General features: G+C 61.5%; 21 protein-coding genes. 14 read left to right on the forward strand and 7 right to left on the reverse strand.

All coding sequences use genetic code 11. The annotated features are described in order from the left end of the window. Positions 1 to 140: 140 nt before the first annotated feature. The 6 genes from NKI35_RS11430 to NKI35_RS11455 all read left to right on the forward strand — a co-directional run bounded on the left by NKI35_RS11430 (position 141) and on the right by NKI35_RS11455 (position 3,555). Complete coding sequence (locus NKI35_RS11430; RefSeq protein ID WP_352650237.1) at positions 141 to 737, forward strand: cold-shock protein; 597 nt, start codon at positions 141 to 143, stop codon at positions 735 to 737. A gap of 114 nt (positions 738 to 851) precedes the next feature. Beyond that, the gene (locus NKI35_RS11435; RefSeq protein WP_352740038.1) at positions 852 to 1,424 is read left to right on the forward strand and encodes a DUF192 domain-containing protein; all 573 of its coding nucleotides are present in this window, start codon (positions 852 to 854) and stop codon (positions 1,422 to 1,424) included. 10 nt (positions 1,425 to 1,434) lie between these two features. Next, positions 1,435 to 2,202, forward strand: a complete 768-nt coding sequence (locus tag NKI35_RS11440; protein ID WP_352740040.1) for an alpha/beta fold hydrolase — start codon at positions 1,435 to 1,437, stop codon at positions 2,200 to 2,202. A 56-nt stretch (positions 2,203 to 2,258) separates the two neighbouring features. Further along, on the forward strand, positions 2,259 to 2,630 hold the full coding sequence (locus NKI35_RS11445; RefSeq protein WP_352740042.1) for a hypothetical protein: 372 nt from the start codon (positions 2,259 to 2,261) through the stop codon (positions 2,628 to 2,630). Between the two features lie 43 nt (positions 2,631 to 2,673). After that, complete coding sequence (locus NKI35_RS11450) at positions 2,674 to 3,015, forward strand: hypothetical protein (RefSeq protein ID WP_352740044.1); 342 nt, start codon at positions 2,674 to 2,676, stop codon at positions 3,013 to 3,015. A gap of 39 nt (positions 3,016 to 3,054) precedes the next feature. Continuing rightward, positions 3,055 to 3,555 carry a GNAT family N-acetyltransferase gene (locus NKI35_RS11455; RefSeq protein WP_352740046.1) on the forward strand — a complete coding sequence of 167 codons (501 nt, stop codon included), beginning with the start codon at positions 3,055 to 3,057 and terminating at the stop codon, positions 3,553 to 3,555. Positions 3,556 to 3,579: 24 nt separating this feature from the next. On the opposite strand, the gene NKI35_RS11460 is transcribed toward NKI35_RS11455, so the two are convergent. Together NKI35_RS11460 and NKI35_RS11465 are read right to left on the reverse strand one after the other, a co-directional pair. Further along, entirely contained in the window at positions 3,580 to 4,167 is a 588-nt protein-coding gene (locus NKI35_RS11460) for an HD domain-containing protein (RefSeq protein ID WP_352740048.1), read from the reverse strand. Between the two features lie 54 nt (positions 4,168 to 4,221). Next, entirely contained in the window at positions 4,222 to 5,271 is a 1,050-nt protein-coding gene (locus NKI35_RS11465) for a hypothetical protein (protein ID WP_352740050.1), read from the reverse strand. 124 nt (positions 5,272 to 5,395) lie between these two features. Here NKI35_RS11465 and cysE point away from each other — a divergent pair, with 124 nt between their 5' ends. Together cysE and NKI35_RS11475 are read left to right on the forward strand one after the other, a co-directional pair. After that, positions 5,396 to 6,244: a serine O-acetyltransferase gene (gene cysE / locus NKI35_RS11470; protein ID WP_352740052.1), complete on the forward strand. Its 849-nt coding sequence runs from the start codon at positions 5,396 to 5,398 to the stop codon at positions 6,242 to 6,244. A gap of 256 nt (positions 6,245 to 6,500) precedes the next feature. Further along, positions 6,501 to 6,704 carry a DUF3126 family protein gene (locus NKI35_RS11475; RefSeq protein WP_006200852.1) on the forward strand — a complete coding sequence of 68 codons (204 nt, stop codon included), beginning with the start codon at positions 6,501 to 6,503 and terminating at the stop codon, positions 6,702 to 6,704. Between the two features lie 255 nt (positions 6,705 to 6,959). Here NKI35_RS11475 and NKI35_RS11480 read toward each other — a convergent pair whose 3' ends face one another. After that, positions 6,960 to 7,685: a hypothetical protein gene (locus NKI35_RS11480; protein ID WP_352740054.1), complete on the reverse strand. Its 726-nt coding sequence runs from the start codon at positions 7,683 to 7,685 to the stop codon at positions 6,960 to 6,962. Between the two features lie 110 nt (positions 7,686 to 7,795). Here NKI35_RS11480 and NKI35_RS11485 point away from each other — a divergent pair, with 110 nt between their 5' ends. Both NKI35_RS11485 and NKI35_RS11490 read left to right on the forward strand, forming a co-directional pair. Next, positions 7,796 to 8,164 (forward strand): DUF6949 family protein, encoded by a 369-nt coding sequence (locus tag NKI35_RS11485; RefSeq protein WP_352740056.1) that lies wholly within the window; start codon positions 7,796 to 7,798, stop codon positions 8,162 to 8,164. Between the two features lie 83 nt (positions 8,165 to 8,247). Then, a complete protein-coding gene (locus NKI35_RS11490) occupies positions 8,248 to 8,775 on the forward strand; it encodes a gamma carbonic anhydrase family protein (RefSeq protein WP_352740057.1) in 528 nt (175 codons plus the stop codon). A gap of 244 nt (positions 8,776 to 9,019) precedes the next feature. Here the strand turns inward: NKI35_RS11490 and NKI35_RS11495 are convergent, their stop codons facing one another. From NKI35_RS11495 to NKI35_RS11505, 3 genes are all read right to left on the reverse strand, one after another. After that, on the reverse strand, positions 9,020 to 9,628 hold the full coding sequence (locus tag NKI35_RS11495) for a transglutaminase-like cysteine peptidase (protein WP_023681509.1): 609 nt from the start codon (positions 9,626 to 9,628) through the stop codon (positions 9,020 to 9,022). Positions 9,629 to 9,916: 288 nt separating this feature from the next. Continuing rightward, entirely contained in the window at positions 9,917 to 10,534 is a 618-nt protein-coding gene (locus NKI35_RS11500; protein WP_023667501.1) for a PilZ domain-containing protein, read from the reverse strand. 124 nt (positions 10,535 to 10,658) lie between these two features. Beyond that, the gene (locus tag NKI35_RS11505) at positions 10,659 to 11,294 is read right to left on the reverse strand and encodes a PAS domain-containing protein (protein ID WP_352653786.1); all 636 of its coding nucleotides are present in this window, start codon (positions 11,292 to 11,294) and stop codon (positions 10,659 to 10,661) included. A 403-nt stretch (positions 11,295 to 11,697) separates the two neighbouring features. Between NKI35_RS11505 and NKI35_RS11510 the strand changes: the two genes are divergently transcribed. From NKI35_RS11510 to NKI35_RS11525, 4 genes are all read left to right on the forward strand, one after another. Then, on the forward strand, positions 11,698 to 12,465 hold the full coding sequence (locus NKI35_RS11510) for a rhomboid family intramembrane serine protease (protein ID WP_352740060.1): 768 nt from the start codon (positions 11,698 to 11,700) through the stop codon (positions 12,463 to 12,465). 138 nt (positions 12,466 to 12,603) lie between these two features. After that, positions 12,604 to 13,035, forward strand: coding sequence for a CBS domain-containing protein (locus NKI35_RS11515; RefSeq protein WP_023667498.1), 432 nt, complete (start codon positions 12,604 to 12,606; stop codon positions 13,033 to 13,035). A 201-nt stretch (positions 13,036 to 13,236) separates the two neighbouring features. Beyond that, complete coding sequence (gatB, locus tag NKI35_RS11520; protein ID WP_352740062.1) at positions 13,237 to 14,736, forward strand: Asp-tRNA(Asn)/Glu-tRNA(Gln) amidotransferase subunit GatB; 1,500 nt, start codon at positions 13,237 to 13,239, stop codon at positions 14,734 to 14,736. A gap of 4 nt (positions 14,737 to 14,740) precedes the next feature. Beyond that, on the forward strand, positions 14,741 to 15,229 hold the full coding sequence (locus NKI35_RS11525) for a GNAT family N-acetyltransferase (RefSeq protein ID WP_352740064.1): 489 nt from the start codon (positions 14,741 to 14,743) through the stop codon (positions 15,227 to 15,229). Positions 15,230 to 15,245: 16 nt separating this feature from the next. Here the strand turns inward: NKI35_RS11525 and NKI35_RS11530 are convergent, their stop codons facing one another. Next, complete coding sequence (locus NKI35_RS11530) at positions 15,246 to 16,646, reverse strand: ArnT family glycosyltransferase (RefSeq protein WP_352740066.1); 1,401 nt, start codon at positions 16,644 to 16,646, stop codon at positions 15,246 to 15,248. Positions 16,647 to 16,709: the final 63 nt, after the last annotated feature.

The raw sequence follows: 16,709 nt of genomic DNA on the forward strand, positions 1-16,709 counted from the left end.
CGCCGGCAAACAACAAGTCAGCTATTCCTGTATTCAACCGTGAAAAAAGGCACGGCAGGTCTTGCACACCCCGGAAGCGGCGGTGTTAATCTAATGTCAAGAATCACTTGCAGTTTTCTTGAAAAAAAGGGGGCGTTCTTATGGGGGATAAGGCCTCTTTCACGAGGCGGGATGAGAACCTTGACGGCGCCCTGAAGCGCGACAGTGGCGGCGATAGCGCCGACCTTGTCGAAATCGCCGGCGCCATCAAATGGTTCGACGTGGCCAAGGGCTACGGTTTCATACTACCCGATGACGGTTCTTCGGGCGACATCCTCCTCCATGTCACCTGCCTTCGAAAGGACGGTTTTCAGACGGCATTGGAGGGCGCGCGTGTCGTGTGCCTTGTCAAGCACGGCGACCGTGGTTTGCAGGCGTTCCGGGTGCTGTCCATGGACACCACTACGGCGATCCATCCGGCCGAGATGCAGGAACAGCGCACCCATGTGGCGGTGACGCCGGAAAGCGGGCTCGAGCGGGCGCTGGTTAAGTGGTTCAACCGCACCAAGGGCTTCGGCTTTCTGACGCGCGGGGAGGGCACCGAGGATATCTTCGTCCATATGGAGACGCTGCGCCGCTATGGCATCACCGAGCTCAGGCCCGGACAGGTCGTGCTGGTGCGTTTCGGACGCGGTGACAAGGGCCTCATGGCTGCCGAGATTCACCCCGATATGGGCACCTTGCCGGTCGCGCATTAGGACGCGAGCCTTCCTGAGGAAGTCAGGACGGCTCTTTTTCTTGGTTTCACCACGATCTTATCCGAATACCTGAGACCACTTTTAGGGATCATGGTCTTTGGTCGAGGATTTCCAATGGCGTACAGGAACTGGCTGACAGCGGGCGCGCTCTGCGTCATCGTTGCGGTAGCCGCAGCCGCTTACTTCTATTCCGGGCAGCCGACCGCATCCCAGCAGACGATCGCCGGCGGTCAGGCGATGATCCTTCCCGTCGATCCGACACCCTTGGTCGTGGCGACGAAAGGCGGCGATAAATCCTTTTCGATCGAAGTCGCCGACACCGACTCGGAACGCGAGGCCGGCCTGATGTATCGCCAGGATATGGCCGACAATCATGGCATGCTGTTCGTCTTCGAGATGCAGAAGCAGGTCGGCTTCTGGATGCACAACACGCCGATGCCGCTCGACCTGATCTTTGTTGGACAGGACGGCAAGGTCCGGGCCGTCAAGCACGGCACTCCATTGTCCGATGCAGTCATCTCGCCGGGTGTGCCAGTGCGCTTCGTGCTGGAGCTCAAGGCCGGCACCGCCGCCAAAAACGGCATCGACCATGGCGATCTGCTGCGCCATCCGGCCGTCGGCACGGTGTCCGGCCCCGGCATGCCGCCATCGGACAAGGGCAACGCGCCCACGCCCGGCGCCGGCTGAGCCGCTCCCGATGCAATTCTTCTCCCATGACGGGTTCGACTTCGCCTTCCTCGACCGCCAGCCGGCGTCGGGGGCGGGCGATCCGGTGCTGATGATCCACGGCTTTGCCTCCAGCCACTATGTCAACTGGGTATCGCCCGGCTGGTTCAAGACGCTGAACGATGCCGGCTATCGCGCCATCGCCTTCGACAATCGCGGCCACGGCTCGTCGTCGAAAAGCTATGACGAGGCCGACTACACCCCGGCCAAAATGGCTTCGGACGCGGCGGCCCTGCTCGACCATCTCGGCATCGGGCGCGCCCATGTCATGGGCTATTCGATGGGCGCGCGCATTTCGGCGTTCCTGGCGCTGTCGGATCCGGACAAGGTTGCGACGCTGGTCTTCGGCGGGCTCGGCATCGGCATGGTCGACGGGGTCGGCGACTGGGATCCGATCGCCGAGGCGCTGCTGGCCGACGATCCGGCCGCCACCAGCCATCCGCGCGGCCGCTCGTTTCGCGCCTTTGCGGATCAGACGCGCAGCGACCGCCGGGCATTGGCGGCCTGCATCGCCACGTCGCGCGAACTGCTCAGCGAACACGATATGGCGCGCATCGCCCAACCGACGCTGATTGCCGTCGGCACGACAGACGATATTGGCGGCTCGCCCGACGAACTGGCGGCGCTGATGCCGAACGCCAAGGTGTTTCACATAGACGGCCGCGACCATATGCTGGCTGTGGGCGACAAGACCTTCAAGCAGCGGGTTTTGGAGTTTTATGCCGAAAATCCGCTTTAACCGGTAAGCGATTTTCGGGCGATATGGATTGGGCGGCCGGCGAGGGGTGGCAAACAATGGCACAATGGGGAAGAAGCGCCGACGCTCTGCCGGGCGCCGTCGTGACAAGCAAGTTCGGCAAGCGTTCCGTCATCCTGGCGCTGCTCGCCTTCGGTGCCGGTGTGATAGCGCTGACCACAATGGTGGCGCTGCCGGCCCACGCATCCGAGCGTGCCCAGAACATCGCCACGGCTTTCTTCATGGCGGTTTTCCTGCTGGCAGGGCCGTTGGCGCATATTGCCGGATTGATTTTCGGGCTGATGGCGCTGGTGCGTTCGAATGATAGCCGCGTGCTTGGGGTCGTCGGCATCCTGCTCAACGGCGGCTCCCTGGCGATTGGCTTCCTGCTGCTTGTGGCAATGGCATCGACGATAGGCGCTTTCACCTGATCGGGGACGAGGAATGGCCGGATGGGGAAGAAGCACGATAGCAATGCCCGGCGTGGTGGGGCGGAGCAGCTTCGGCAAACGCTCGGTGATCCTGGCCCTGCTGGCGTTCGCAATGGATTTTGCGGCGGTGGTCACGCTGGCGTTGATGCCAGGCGAGGCGTCGCTGGCCGCTCAAAACGTCCTCGGCGGGGTTTTTCTGGTGGTGTTTCTCGTTGCGGCGCCGCTGGCGCACATCACCGGCGTGGTTTTTGGCTTGATGGCACTGGGACGTTCAAACGACAATCGTGTCCTCGGCATCGTCGGTATCATCCTCAACGGGCTGTCGTTGGTGATCGGCCTGTTCTTTGTTTGGGCGGCGACCAAGTCCGTTGGCGCCTTCAGGTGATCGATCTTCGTCTGGCTTGCAGCCCGAGGCGGTGCCGCTTTGGTTGACCTTCTCGTCACCTATATGGACATGCGCCCGCGCGATTTGGCGCCTGCACGCGTCAGCCCTGCAGCAGCGACCACGGTGGCGCTGGAAAGGCTGGACAGCGCCGCTTACATCGACCTCTACCGCGCTGTCGGCGAGCCGGTGCAGTGGGACCAGCGGCTGCGCATGCCGGCGGAAGACCTCGAGCTCCTGCTGGCGCTGCCCTCGACACATATCCATGTGCTGCGCGTCGAGGGCGAGGCCGCTGGTCTGTGCGAATTCAACGGCGTCGGCCAGCCTGAGGTCGAGCTGGTTCATTTCGGGCTGGTTCCCGCCTTCCAGGGTCGCAGGCTCGGCCCGTTCCTGCTCGACCAGGCGCTTCGCGCCATCTGGTCGCGGGCGCCGCAAAAGGTCTGGCTTCATACCGACACATACGACCATCCGGCCGCGCAGTTGGTCTACAGACGCGCCGGCTTCAAGCCGTATGTGCAGCGCATGGAGACATTTCCGGACTGAGTTGGCTTGCCTTCGGGATTCCGATCACTCGGCTGCGAGAGCCTCGATCGAGCGCGCGATGTTCTGCCTGGCCTGCGGTTCGAATCGCTGCCGGAATTCGTCGGTGTGGAAGATGTGGTTGCGGCTGAGGAAACTCTTCAGGACAGCACCGCGGCCGGCGCGCCACATCGGCTCCTCGACCCAGGCATATTCGCGCCGGACCGCGCGCTCATAGGCATCGAAGGCGTCGGGTGCGGCGCCCAGGATCGACAAATCCATGTCTAGGAACAGGCTGGCGTCGCGCAGCGCCGCCGCGTCGTCAAACGACGGCAACTGATGCGTTGATGTGGCGAGGATCATCGCGCCGATGCGGTCCAGGCGCCCGGCGTCGGTCCGTCCGGCCAGCCTTTCCTCGGCAAGGGCAGCACTTTGCGCCTCATTGTCCTTGGCCTTGCTGTCATAGATGGCGTCGTGGAACCAGATCGCGGCTTCGACGGCTTCGGGGTCATGCAGCGATGCGCGATAATTCCCGGCCAGCGCCAGCATCGCCTCGATATGGGCGAGGTTGTGGTAGTGGCGGCCTTCGGCGCGGTAGAAGCCTGAAAGTTCCTGCTTCAGTGGTTCGTCGATCAAGGGAACGCTCACTACTCCGCTCACGAAAGACTCAAGGCGATCCAACGCGTATAGCTATTTTGACATCAGCAAACGAGACACCGAAAAATATGGCTCGGCGTCGATATTGAGGGCCGCAACCTTAGCCTCCAAAAGTTCTTTCAGCCCGACTTGGCAATCAAGAACGCAACGCAGATCATAGCCGTCGAACAGAAATATGCCCTTGTTCTGATTCTGCTTTAGCATTGGCACGACATTGTCCGACCAACTGTTGACTGAAAGAAAAACCCCCATAGTCTGTCGACCCGATCGACCTACCAGCCCCAGTAATCCGTCCAAATCTCTCGTGTCGGATGGCTTAGCTCTCCATTTGCATTCAACGATGTAGTGCCATCCGTTCATACTGAACGCTGCATCGATCTGTTCCGCACCGGAATTTCTACGAAAGGCGTGGCTTACCGAAATTCCATGGACGGTAAAAAGTCGATTCAGCAAATCTTCTAAAAAATAGCCACGCTGTTGCGCGTCATCTGACTTGGCGGCATGTTCGAACTGCGCCAAAAGGAGCCGGCTCTCATTCTGGATAAGCACGTCGTTGGCTTTTCGTTTCTGAAGTTCGGCCTCAGCTTGTCGCTTATCGAATGCTGTTCGTTCTCTCGCGTCGGCTTCAGAAAGCAACCCCTGCATTTCCCGGGCCTTCTGCACCGTCGCTCGTGCATCATACTCGTTTTGCGCGAGATGGAATGCCTCCCAATTTGCGGCTATTGAGATAATTTTGCGAACAAATGTCCCGTCTTGCCCCAGGCGCATCAATTCATCGATAAGTGCTGCTCCGGATTCACGTTTTGACTGCCTTGCGCCGGTGACTGAGTTCCTTTCGCTTAGGAACTTTCTGACGAGATCGTCGGACGCTCCGGCGCGTCGTAGCAGTAGGTCTGCGGCAGTTTTCTTCACGTTGACCAAGCTGGCAATGATCTGCAAAGCCAATCGACGGGCGTCTGTATCAACTGAGAGAACCGTTTCATCAGTCATTTTCTGCATCTGTGGCTGGAGGTCATCAACAGGTGGTGGACATAATATAGTGACGCGGTCGGCGGCCGTCACGATCAAGGGTTCGTTTTCCATGGCGGCTTGAATCCGCGTGAACCAAATCCATTTGATGAGCTACTTAAGGAAAATTGAGTTCAATCGTGCTATGATCTGGCCTATATGTGCGGCCGGACAACAAGCCGGCAGGCCGGAGACGTCGATGAACAGCATTACGATTGCCCGCCCCACAATGGTGCAGCCGGTCGATCCGATCTGGCGTTCGATCCGCGACGAGGCGATGGACGCGGTCAACCGCGACCCGCTTCTGGCGGCGTTCCTCTATTCGACCATCCTCAACCAGGAGAGCCTGGAGGAAGCTGTCATCCATCGGCTCGCCGAGCGGCTCGCGCATCAGGACATCGGCTCCGACCTCATCCGCCAGACGTTCAAGTCGATGCTGGCCGACGACAAGGAATGGTCGTCGATCGTGCGTGTCGACATCCAGGCCTATTACGACCGCGATCCGGCCTGCGACCGCTTCATCATGCCGGTGCTCTATTTCAAGGGTTTCCATGCCATCCAGACGCACAGGCTGGCACATTGGCTGTGGAATCAGGGCCGCAAGGATTTCGCGCTCTATCTGCAGAGCCGCTCGTCCTCGGTGTTCCAGACCGACATCAACCCGGCCGCCCGCATCGGCAAGGGCATCTTCATCGACCACGCCACCGGCCTCGTCGTGGGCGAGACGGCGGTGATCGAGGACGATGTGTCGATCCTGCACGGCGTGACGCTGGGCGGCACGGGCAAGGCCGGCGGCGACCGCCACCCCAAGATCCGTTACGGCGTACTGATCGGCGCCGGCGCCAAGATTCTCGGCAATATCGAGATCGGCCATTGCTCGAAGATCGCGGCAGGCTCGGTCGTGCTGTCGCCGGTGCCGCACAACAAGACGGTTGCCGGCGTACCGGCCCGCGTCGTCGGCGAGACCGGCTGCGACCAGCCTTCGCGCCAGATGGACCAGCTTTTGCCGTCGCAATCGATGGACCAGGTCGTCAGCTTCGACATCTGATTTGCAACACCCGGCGCGCCGGACTGAAGTCCGGTTGCCGGCGCCGTTGCCTCTGAAGCATGATGCCGAAAAGTGTGAGGCGGTTTTCGGACGACATCATGCTCTACCTCCTTGATTTAGAGGCGGATTTGGATTCGACCTGAAATCATCCGGCCCCAGGGTTCGCGTTCTATCCAGCCGGCTTGCCTTTACATCGCCATTGTCGACGTGCCAGAAGCGCGTTCCAACGAGCAAGCCCGACGATCGGAGAAGACTTTTGAAGCCGGACGAAATCAGAAAGCTGGACGCCTATTTCAAGCGCGTCTTCCAGAATCCCAAACTCGAGGTGAAGGCGCGGCCGCGCAAGGAAGATTCGGCCGAGGTCTATGTCGGCGACGAGTTCCTCGGCATCGTCTTCAAGGACGAGGACGACGGCGACTATAATTTCTCGATGGCGATCCTCGACATCGATCTGGCCTGAGCCCAGACGGCTACGGACTTCGGCGATTGGCGGCAGCCGGCTGCGCCATCGTCATCCCGGGGAGAAGCAGCCGCACAGCGGCGTCGCTGAGACCCTGGGATATATTCCAGGCCTCGGCTCAGGAATGTGGCGGTCCAGAACTGCCTCTGCTGCTTCCCAACAGTAATTCTGCACCGCTTCGCTGCCTTAAGGGCATGGAACGGATCCTCGGGTCCGCGCGGCTTCGCGCCCATGTATGACAAAAGCAGAGGGCCGCTACCGTGCGGTCTTTAAGACGCGCGTGGCCTCGGCGACGATAGCGGCGTCAAGCGCCGGCCAGTTGCCCAGCAACTCCCGGGGAAAGCGGTAGGTCAGGCTGAGGCTGTCGCCGACCTGGATGTCGCGCTCGCAGGGCGCCAGCGATTCCTCAGCGTTCGGTCCGCTCAGGCAGCGGGCGACGAACGGGTCCTTGCCGGGCCGGCCGGCGACCGCAAGCACCTCGTTGAGATAGCCTGATTTTTCCGTAAAACCGTAAATCGTCGTCCCGCCGGGGCCGGGCGCGCCGGGCTGGCTGATCAGCGCGCTATAGATCGGCGCGAAACGGCCGCTCATGTCGCGCGACATCATCTGCGGTTCGAACGACAGGAAGATGATGTTCTTGGCCGTGCCCGTGTGGTTGAAATCGTCGCGTGCGGCTTCGCTGTAGCCGTCCATCTGGGGATAGCGCAGATAGAGGTCGAGGCGCGAAGCGATGCCGTCGCGCCGCGCCTGCAGGAAGCGGATGGCGTTGGCCGGCACGGCAATGACATTGTTGCCGATCACCACCTTGTGGACCGTGGTGTCGTCGGTGTAGCCGGCCATGGCGATCGAGCGGCCGAACCATTTTCCGCCAAGGCTGATCGCCAGCGACAGCAGCGCCAATGCGGCAAAAGCATAGAACACCCGCTTCATCAGCACGGAATCGACGACGTTGAACTCTTCTGCGGTCGCTGCCTGCTTCATCGCAATCCCCATAGTCGCCGCCCTCTGTCCCTGGGCGGCACACATGCCGCGGCATGGCTCTTGCTGCGCTGGACGCGACTGTGCGATTTCATGGTAAACGGAAGGTAAAGATGAGCCTGCTGCTGCCCGTTCTCTTCGCTTTTGCCGTCGGGCTCACAGCCTGCGGGCTTACCGGGTCCGTGATGGAACTGGCGGCGGGCCGCCGGCTTGCCTTTGCCGAGCCTTATGTGTCGCCGGCGTACATCCTGCGCTCGCTGGCCACGACCGCTTGCGCCGGGCCGTTCATGCTCGCCAACGATGCGCTCGATGCGCGGCGCGAAGGCCGCATTTCCACGCTCATGCTGATGTCCTGCGGCTGCACGGTGATCGCCTGGGCGCTGGTGCTGGGCATCGTGCTGATCGCCATTGCCTCCTGGGGCATTGGCTCTCCTGGTGCGCTTCAGCTGTTGGTGGAATCGCTGGCGCGGTATTTGCCTTGAGGCAATTGCTGGGGAAACCGCTACGCGGTTTTCCCAGGATTGTTCTAGGGTTTGTCCCGGCTGCGACGAATCGGAGACTGGAAATGCCGACCTATGTAATCGACGGAAAATCGCCCCGTTTCGAGGATGCCGACAGCAACTGGATCGCGCCCGATGCGACGTTGATCGGCGACATCAGCGTCGGTCGCAATGCCGGCTTCTGGTTTGGCGTGGTCATCCGCGGCGACAACGAGGCGATCGTCATCGGCGCCGACAGCAATGTCCAGGAACACACGGTGATGCACACCGATCCCGGTTTTCCCCTGACGATCGGGCAGGGCTGCACGATCGGCCACCGCGCCTTGCTGCATGGCTGCACGATCGGCGACAACAGCCTGATCGGCATGGGCGCCATAGTACTCAACGGCGCCAGGATCGGCAGGAATTGCCTGGTCGGCGCCGGCGCGCTAGTCACCGAAGGCAAGGAGTTCCCCGACAATTGCCTGATCGTCGGCTCGCCCGGGCGGGTGATCAGGACGCTGGACGATGCCGCTGTCGCCAGGCTGCGCGCCTCGGCCGCGCACTATGTCGCCAACGGCAAGCGCTTCAAGGCCGGGCTGAAGAAGGCCTGAACTCTATTCCTGTTTGGCGATGATCTTTTCCGAACGGCGGGTCAGCGCAGCAAAAACCGGTTCTCACTTTTCGCTGCCGCGGTCCTTCGGTTCGGGATCATGGTCTGAAATGGTGGAGCCGGCCCGGGGACGGGGCCGGCTCCTTAAAACCCGGTCGTTGGGGACGGGGAGGGTGGGGACTCGACCGGGCTTTCTCGTTAGGCACGTCGCATTATTCGATGTGCTTGACCTCTGTGATGGCGTCCTAGCGGACGCTGGCAACCGCGTCGGCGCGACCGTCATTGATCGTCACCCACACGCCGGAATTCTGGTCGGACTGGCGCTTCAGGTATGTATAGTCGGTGTCGGTCCAGGACAGCACCTTGGACTCCAGATTGTCGAGGATGAACTCGCCGAGGCTGGTGCGCACGGTCAGCACCGCGTGGCCGTCGCCATTTTGTTGGCGCGCCACGGTCATCAAGAGATTGCCGGCGGGAACGCCGAGCGCCATCAATTCGCGGCGCTTCTCCAGCGCATAGTCCTCGCAGTCGCCGAAGCCGCTGTCGGGATAGGACCAGACCTCTTCCTTACCCCACATTTCCATATCGGTGCGCGGCACGATCCGGGTGTTGACCGAATTGTTGACGTCGACGATCGCCGCCCACAGCTTGCGGGTCAGTTCGACCGGTGCCTGCTTCGGCGTGCGCTGAGCGCACTCCTGCGGCAGCTTCTGGCAGAATTCGTAGTGACCGACCGGCTGTGTCGTGCGGCCGCCAGTGTGCATGTAGGCCGGTCCTGCTGCTTGCGCAGTTCCCCAAGCGGAAAGCTGCATCGCCATTGCCAAGAGCAACAGCTTGCCCCAAATCTTCGCCATTGGTCTGTCTCCCCGTTTGAGGAGACAATGACAGCGCTGGATTTATTTGACGCAAAAACCCGAAGTAGACATTGAGTAAAAGCTCAATAGAATACGCGTAAAATTTGACCTATTTTAATATAAAATCGTTCAGGGTCTCGGCGTAAAACCGCGGTGTCGGGGCGCGGATTTCCGGGTGGAGCCGTGGATTTGCTGCGTGCCGCTACAAGCTGCAGAGGCAGGCGGAACGCCGGCAACAAAAACCGGCCGCGCAGGGCCGGTTCGTTTTTGCTGCCTGTTGCCGATCGTTCAGGCGCGCGGAGCGTTGAACTCGGAATCGAGCGTTTCCGGGCGCTGGATGACGGCGAATTCGATGGCGACGCCATCCTCGAAATGACGCACCACCTGGCCACGCATGGTGCCCAGCATCACCTGGATGCCGAGCGCCGGCTTGACGTCGATCTCGACCGCCGCGCCCGACAGCGACAGGTCGATGATGCGGCACTGGTACTGCCGCCCATCGGTGAGCTGCAGCACGCTTGTCGGGTTGCGCGGCGCCACGCGTTCGTGGCGGCGGTCTTCCGGCAGGTCGAGTTCATGCTTGTTGGCGAGCCAGGTCAACTGCGCGGCCAGTTTGTCCTTCTTGCGATCCGAGGCAATGACGGTCATGGCAAAGCCGTCCTGCGAAGTGCGCGTCACCACGCCCTCGATGCGGCCGATATGATCGATATAGGCAATGATTTTTTCGCCCGGCATGCCGACGCGCTCGGTGCGCAGCGCGACATTGCCCGGCGACATATCGACGACCTGGCAGGGGTGCTCGGTGCGGTCCTCCAGCATGAAGCGCCCGTAGATCTTGACCCGGACGCGCTGGAAATTACGCCTTTCGGCGCGGGACGGTGCGTATTCGACCGCCGCTGACCTCATGACTGCCTACACCCCGTTGGCATTCCCGCGTCGTGCGTGGAATCTCGGCAAAAACTACAGCCAAGCAGGTTAACAAAGGGGAAAAGTGGGCCCCCGATAGTTAAGATTAGCGCCGGCTTGGAGACTATTGCTCGCGCCCGCCGTCGAACACGACGAGGTGGCGGATACGGCGCGACCGACCGAGCGCCGAGATGGTCTCCGGCGCTTCGAGTTCGGGAGCCAACGACGGAACGGATATTTCCGGCCGGTTTTTCAGGAACATCGGGTCCTTGTCGGGATCGATGACGCGGATGGCATCGATCAGCGCATCGGTGATCGGGTCGGCGCCCAGCCAGAACGGCTTTTCCACGGCGCTGATGACGCCGAGGCAGCGCGGGTTCTCGACGCCGCCGTCGAGCGGCAGCGCAAGCAGTTCGAAGTGGTTGGAACGGCCGTTGCGGCTGAACCCCTCATAAGTGATCAGCACCACGGATTTCTGCTCGAAAACGCCGTGAATGAGGCGCGACACCAGCCGCTGGTCCTTCTCGCGCCATAGCGAGGGGAACGAAAAACCCTTGAGCTCGCGGCCGTAGCCGGCGCAAAGCCTGGTGCCGGCAAGCCGGAACACCGCTTCGCCACGCGTATCCCTTTCCAGGATGAAGGTGTCGGCCAAAAGCGCCTTGATGTCGGCAGGTTCGATCTCCGAACGCTTTGGGGCAGGACGTCCACCACGCAGGCGATTCCAATAATGGAACAGCGCGATTGATCCGTTCTGGTTCATGCTATGAAACTCCGCGCATTCTGCCGTCTGATGGTCCCATCGGTGAACAGAAAGGGCGCCCTCCGATGACCTACATGCGTTCCGGAGCAGGATGCGTGCCAGCGTCGTTAAGACTTGTTCACGGGTCGGGGGCGTTAAGGTTAACAAGTGGTTTACGTTGCGCGCGCAGGCTTGCCATGGCACACCAAAACCACTCCAGAAGCGGTCGTTTCGCGACGACCAACAGCACTTCGGTCAATAGTTTAGGGGAGCAGGGGGCTCGACCAGCCGTTCAAGGGAAACCTTGGACGGCTTCTTTTTGATTCGCGCCCCTGGTGATTCGCGGTTGTGATTCGTAGTTTGTGATTTGTCCGGGCATGGCCTAGATGCTCGCGACGACACGCAAATCCCTGGATCAGAGCATATGAGCGAACCGGCCGGCCCCCTGGAGACCGAACAGACCGCGGAGGCGCCGCCGCCGCGCCGCGAGCCGGTGTTCAACCTGCCACCGGTGGTGCTGGCGGTGATCGGCATCTGCGTCGCCGTCTTCCTGCTGCAGCAATATGTGCTGACCGAAGAGCAGCAGATAACATTGCTCACCGATGGCGCCTTCATTCCGGTCCTCTACACCGGCCAATACGGTTTCGACTGGTTCCTCTTCACCCGTCCTTTCACCTATGCCTTCATGCATGGTGGAGTTGCCCACATTGCCATCAACATGGTTGCGCTGGCCGCCTTCGGGTCGCCGCTGGCCAACCGTCTCGGCTGGTTCTGGTTCGCCTTGTTTTTCGCCGCCACCGGGCTGGCCGCGGTGGTGCTGTTCTGGGCGGTCCATCCATACGGCGAAGCACCGCTGGTCGGCGCTTCCGGGGCGATATCGGGCATGATGGGTGCGGCGGCTCGCTTCGGGTTCCGTACCGACCGCTACTCCGGCAGGGCGGCCTTTGCCGGTCCCGTGCTGCCGATCGCAGTCGTTTTGCGCATGCGCGGCGTCGTCAATTTTCTCGGCGCCTGGATGGTCATCAATCTCGCCACCGGCCTTTACGGTCTCGGGCTCGGAGAACCCGGCCAGATCGCCTGGGAAGCGCACATTGGCGGCCTCGTCGCAGGCTTCTTCGGATTGCGCTGGTTCGACCGGCGCTGGCGGGCGCCTGAATGGGAGATCCCCGACGACCAGCGCACCCCCGACTAGCGCACTCTATTGGCGCACCCCACTGGCACACCCCACTGGCACACTTGAAAAGCAACCGATCACGGCGCACGATGTTCACTCTTATGTGAAGCCGGTCAGGGCGGGAGCTGGCTAGCCAAGCAGGAGGAGGAGGACGCCATGACGGTTAAGGCAATTCTCGAGAGAAAAGGCCATGACGTGTTCACGCTCGGGCCGAATGTAAAGCTCAGCGAAGCCATTCGAATCCTGGCCGACCACAAGATCGGTGCACTGGTCATCACCAACGGCGATCGCAAGATCGTCGGCATCCTTTCCGAGCGTGACATCGTGCGGGTCGTTGCCAGGGAAGGCGCTGCCGCACTTGATATAACGGTACGCTCGGCGATGACGCCGAAAGTGAAGATCTGCAACGAGAACCACACGGTCAACGAGGTGATGGAGATCATGACCAAAGGCCGTTTCCGCCATCTGCCGGTGGAAAAGGACGGGCTGCTCGACGGCATCGTGTCGATCGGCGACGTGGTCAAGCGCCGCATCGAGGATGTCGAGCGCGAGGCCGACGAGATCAGGGCCTACATCGCAACAGCCTGACCTGACGAAGAAACCGCCGACCGAATACCGGCCGGCGGCGTTCATTCTATCGGTTGCCGAGCGGCCGAAAGGGGCTGAAAAGGCCAGCCCGCTGCTCTGCGCTGCTTTGGGCGCTTGTCTCGCGAAGCGGTTTGCACTAGCGAAGACTGATACCCAAATTCGCGAAAATCGCAGTTTTCGCGAGCCAAAAGCGCAGGCACCATGACCCTTATCGATACCCGCACGCCCGATGCCAAACGTTTTATTCCCGGCGCTACCGGCGATTGGGAGATCATCATCGGCCTCGAGGTTCATGCGCAGGTGACCTCGGAAGCAAAGCTGTTTTCCGGGGCGTCGACGACTTTCGGCGCGGCGCCCAACGCCAATGTCAGCCTCGTCGACGCGGCCATGCCCGGCATGCTGCCGGTCATCAATGAAGAATGCGTCAAGCAGGCGATCCGTACCGGCCTCGGATTGAAGGCGCAGATCAACCACAAGTCGGTGTTCGACCGGAAAAACTATTTCTATCCCGACCTGCCGCAGGGCTACCAGATATCGCAGTTCAAGCAGCCGATCGTTGGCGAAGGCACGATCGTCATTTCGGTCGGTCCCGACCGGCAGGGCGAGTTCGAGGACATCGAGATCGGCATCGAGCGCCTGCACCTGGAGCAGGACGCCGGCAAGTCGATGCACGACCAGCATCCGACCATGTCCTATGTCGATCTCAACCGCTCCGGCGTGGCGCTGATGGAGATTGTCTCCAAGCCCGACATGCGCTCCGCCGACGAGGCCAAGGCGTATGTCACCAAGCTGCGCACCATCGTGCGCTATCTAGGCACTTGCGACGGCAACATGGACGAAGGTTCGATGCGCGCCGACGTCAACGTCTCCGTTCGCAAGCCCGGCGGCGAATTCGGTACGCGCTGTGAGATCAAGAACGTCAACTCGATCCGCTTCATCGGCCAGGCCATCGAGTTCGAGGCGCGCCGCCAGATCGCCATCCTCGAGGATGGCGGCAAGATCGATCAGGAAACCAGGCTGTTCGACGCCGTCAAAGGCGAGACGCGCTCGATGCGCAGCAAGGAAGAGGCGCATGACTACCGCTACTTCCCCGATCCCGACCTTTTGCCGCTGGAATTCGATCAGGCCTATGTCGACGCGCTGGCCAAGGAGTTGCCGGAACTGCCCGACGACAAGAAGGCGCGCCTGATCTCCTCACTTGGCCTGTCGATCTACGACGCCTCGATCCTGGTGTCGGAAAAGCCGATCGCCGACTATTTCGAGCAGGTGGCCTCGGGCCGCGACGGCAAGCTTGCCGCCAACTGGGTCATCAATGACCTGCTCGGCCAGCTTAACAAGGCCGGCAAGGACATTGAAAATGCTCCTGTAACACCGGAGCAGCTCGGTGCCGTGATCGACCTGATCAAGGAAGGCACCATCTCCGGCAAGATCGCCAAGGATCTGTTCGAGATCGTTTGGAACGAGGGCGGCGATCCGCGCCAGCTGGTCGAAAGCCGCGGCATGAAGCAGGTCACGGACACCGGCGCCATCGAGAAGGCGGTCGACGAAGTCATCGCCGCCAACCCCGACAAGGTCGAGCAGGCTCGCGCCAAGCCGACCATGGCCGGCTGGTTCGTCGGCCAGGTGATGAAAGCCACCGGCGGCAAGGCCAACCCGCAGGCGGTCAACGATCTGGTCAAGGCCAAGCTCGGTATCGAATAGAACAATGTTCGTCCGCACCGCCAGCGAACGTGACCTTGCCGCTGTCCGCGCGCTGCTGGTCGAAACCTGGCACGCAACCTACGACGCGATCTATGGCGCCCAGCGGGTGATCGAAATTACCGACGACTGGCATTCGATCGCCTTGCTCAAGGCGCGGCTGACAAGGCCGAACTCGGAATTCCTGGTCGCCGATGACGGCAAGCGTATCGGCGGCATGGCTTTTGCCGCCGCAACGACGGATGCGAAGATCGTGCTGCTGAACCAGCTCTATGTACTGCCGGCCTGCCAGCGGCAAGGCATCGGCCAGGCCTTGCTGGACGAGGTCGAAGCCAGCTTTCCCGAGGCGAACAGGTTGCGCGTCGAGGTGGAAGAGGCCAACGTGCCGGCCATCGCCTTCTACCGTTCGAAGGGATTTTTGCCGGTCGGCAGCACCGCCGATTGCGGCGGCGGTTCGGGGTTGCCGGCGCTGATCTTCGAGAAACCGCTGGGATAGGCGCCCGACGAAACGCTCAGTGCTGTCCTTTCAGCACGACCAGATAGCCGCGTTCCACCGGCTGCCGGAAGGCGATCTGTTCGGATGTGCCCGGATCTTTCGATTGCTTTTCGATGACGTAGCCGCCGGGGTGAGACTTGAGCCATTCCTCGGGCTTGTCGGCGTTCTCGAATGGCTTCTCTATTCGCCCAAGGAAACCGACCTCGCCCTGATAGTCGTAAGCGACGGCCCAGTCCGCGTCCTTTCGTTCGTCGATGAAGCTCGCCAGCGGCGTGAGATCGTAGCGTATGAACACGGTCGCCGAGGCGGCGGCGTGGCCGATGGCGAAAAGGGCAAGCATGACAAAGGCCGTAGCCCTCAGCCTGGCGACTGAAATCTCGGCCATGAAGTAGCCCAGCAGAATGGTCGCGAACGGTAGTGCCGGCACGACATAGTGCGGCTGCTTGCCGGATATGGCGCTGAAGACCAGCAGCACCGCAATGAACGAGAACGACAGCAGGCGCAGGGCACGCAGATCCGGGGATTTCGTGTCGATCAGGCTGCGTATCCGGGCAACCGGCCTCAGCCGCCACACCGGGGGGATAAAGACCCAGGGCACGAACATGAGCGGCAACAGCATCAGGTAAAAGTAAAACGGCCGGCCATGCGAATTGTGCAGGCTTCCGGTAACCCGACCTGCCGACTGGTTCCAGACGAGATCGTAGACGAAACTGCCCTTGGTCAGGATGGTCGCGGGCGCCAGCCATATAGCGACCGGGACAAGGGCGGCGAGAATTGCCAGGCCGGCTCCGGCAAAGAACTGCAAAGGGGCAAGGCCGGCTCGCCGGTCACGCCAGAGGGGATAGAGCAGGACGGGCGCGCCGATGTGAATGAGCACGACCGGGCCTTTGGCCAGCACGCCGAGCCCGATGAACAGACCCGCCAGCACCGCCTGCCACCGGTTGCCGGTCCTGGCGAAGCCCAGCAACGCCAGCAGTGCGGCGACCACACAGGCCGTCAAAAGCATGTCGAACAGGATCAGGGTCGAATAGATGACAGAGACGGTGCTGCCGGCCACCAGCCAGGGGATGCGGCTGGCGATGTCCTGGCGCTCGGGAAACAGGGTTTTGGCCAGAAGCGTCGTCAGCCAGATGACCAGCGACGAGGCGGCGAAGATGACGAGCATCGCCGCCGCGCGGCTCACACCGAAGATGTTCCAGACGAGATCGATGAGCCAGAACAACAGCGGCGGCTTCTGCAGATAGGGCGCAAAGTTCATCGTCGGTACGAAGACATGTCCACCGAGATACATCTCCCAGGCGACGCTGAGATAGCGCGTCTCATCGACCGGCAGTAGCGGACGGAAAGCGAGCGCGATGCAAAGCAGGGCCAGCAGGAAGAGGTAAGGCAGCAGCCGTTCAATTCGTGTCGGTATCAAGTTCGGGGACCGCCCAGGAAATCGTTTCCACGTCCGGTCGTGCACGATGCACCGTCTCCGGAC

This window comes from Mesorhizobium sp. M0676, from assembly GCF_040320535.1.
Lineage (GTDB): Bacteria > Pseudomonadota > Alphaproteobacteria > Rhizobiales > Rhizobiaceae > Mesorhizobium.

Bases quoted from the DNA above. Each gene is read 5' to 3' on its own strand.
- NKI35_RS11430 (WP_352650237.1), top strand. From the start codon at position 141: ATGGGGGATAAGGCCTCTTTCACGAGGCGGGATGAGAACCTTGACGGC.
- NKI35_RS11435 (WP_352740038.1), top strand. From the start codon at position 852: ATGGCGTACAGGAACTGGCTGACAGCGGGCGCGCTCTGCGTCATCGTT.
- NKI35_RS11440 (WP_352740040.1), top strand. From the start codon at position 1,435: ATGCAATTCTTCTCCCATGACGGGTTCGACTTCGCCTTCCTCGACCGC.
- NKI35_RS11445 (WP_352740042.1), top strand. From the start codon at position 2,259: ATGGCACAATGGGGAAGAAGCGCCGACGCTCTGCCGGGCGCCGTCGTG.
- NKI35_RS11450 (WP_352740044.1), top strand. From the start codon at position 2,674: ATGCCCGGCGTGGTGGGGCGGAGCAGCTTCGGCAAACGCTCGGTGATC.
- NKI35_RS11465 (WP_352740050.1), bottom strand. From the start codon at position 5,271: ATGGAAAACGAACCCTTGATCGTGACGGCCGCCGACCGCGTCACTATA.
- cysE (WP_352740052.1), top strand. From the start codon at position 5,396: ATGAACAGCATTACGATTGCCCGCCCCACAATGGTGCAGCCGGTCGAT.
- NKI35_RS11480 (WP_352740054.1), bottom strand. From the start codon at position 7,685: ATGAAGCAGGCAGCGACCGCAGAAGAGTTCAACGTCGTCGATTCCGTG.
- NKI35_RS11485 (WP_352740056.1), top strand. From the start codon at position 7,796: ATGAGCCTGCTGCTGCCCGTTCTCTTCGCTTTTGCCGTCGGGCTCACA.
- NKI35_RS11490 (WP_352740057.1), top strand. From the start codon at position 8,248: ATGCCGACCTATGTAATCGACGGAAAATCGCCCCGTTTCGAGGATGCC.
- NKI35_RS11495 (WP_023681509.1), bottom strand. From the start codon at position 9,628: ATGGCGAAGATTTGGGGCAAGCTGTTGCTCTTGGCAATGGCGATGCAG.
- NKI35_RS11500 (WP_023667501.1), bottom strand. From the start codon at position 10,534: ATGAGGTCAGCGGCGGTCGAATACGCACCGTCCCGCGCCGAAAGGCGT.
- NKI35_RS11505 (WP_352653786.1), bottom strand. From the start codon at position 11,294: ATGAACCAGAACGGATCAATCGCGCTGTTCCATTATTGGAATCGCCTG.
- NKI35_RS11510 (WP_352740060.1), top strand. From the start codon at position 11,698: ATGAGCGAACCGGCCGGCCCCCTGGAGACCGAACAGACCGCGGAGGCG.
- NKI35_RS11515 (WP_023667498.1), top strand. From the start codon at position 12,604: ATGACGGTTAAGGCAATTCTCGAGAGAAAAGGCCATGACGTGTTCACG.
- gatB (WP_352740062.1), top strand. From the start codon at position 13,237: ATGACCCTTATCGATACCCGCACGCCCGATGCCAAACGTTTTATTCCC.
- NKI35_RS11525 (WP_352740064.1), top strand. From the start codon at position 14,741: ATGTTCGTCCGCACCGCCAGCGAACGTGACCTTGCCGCTGTCCGCGCG.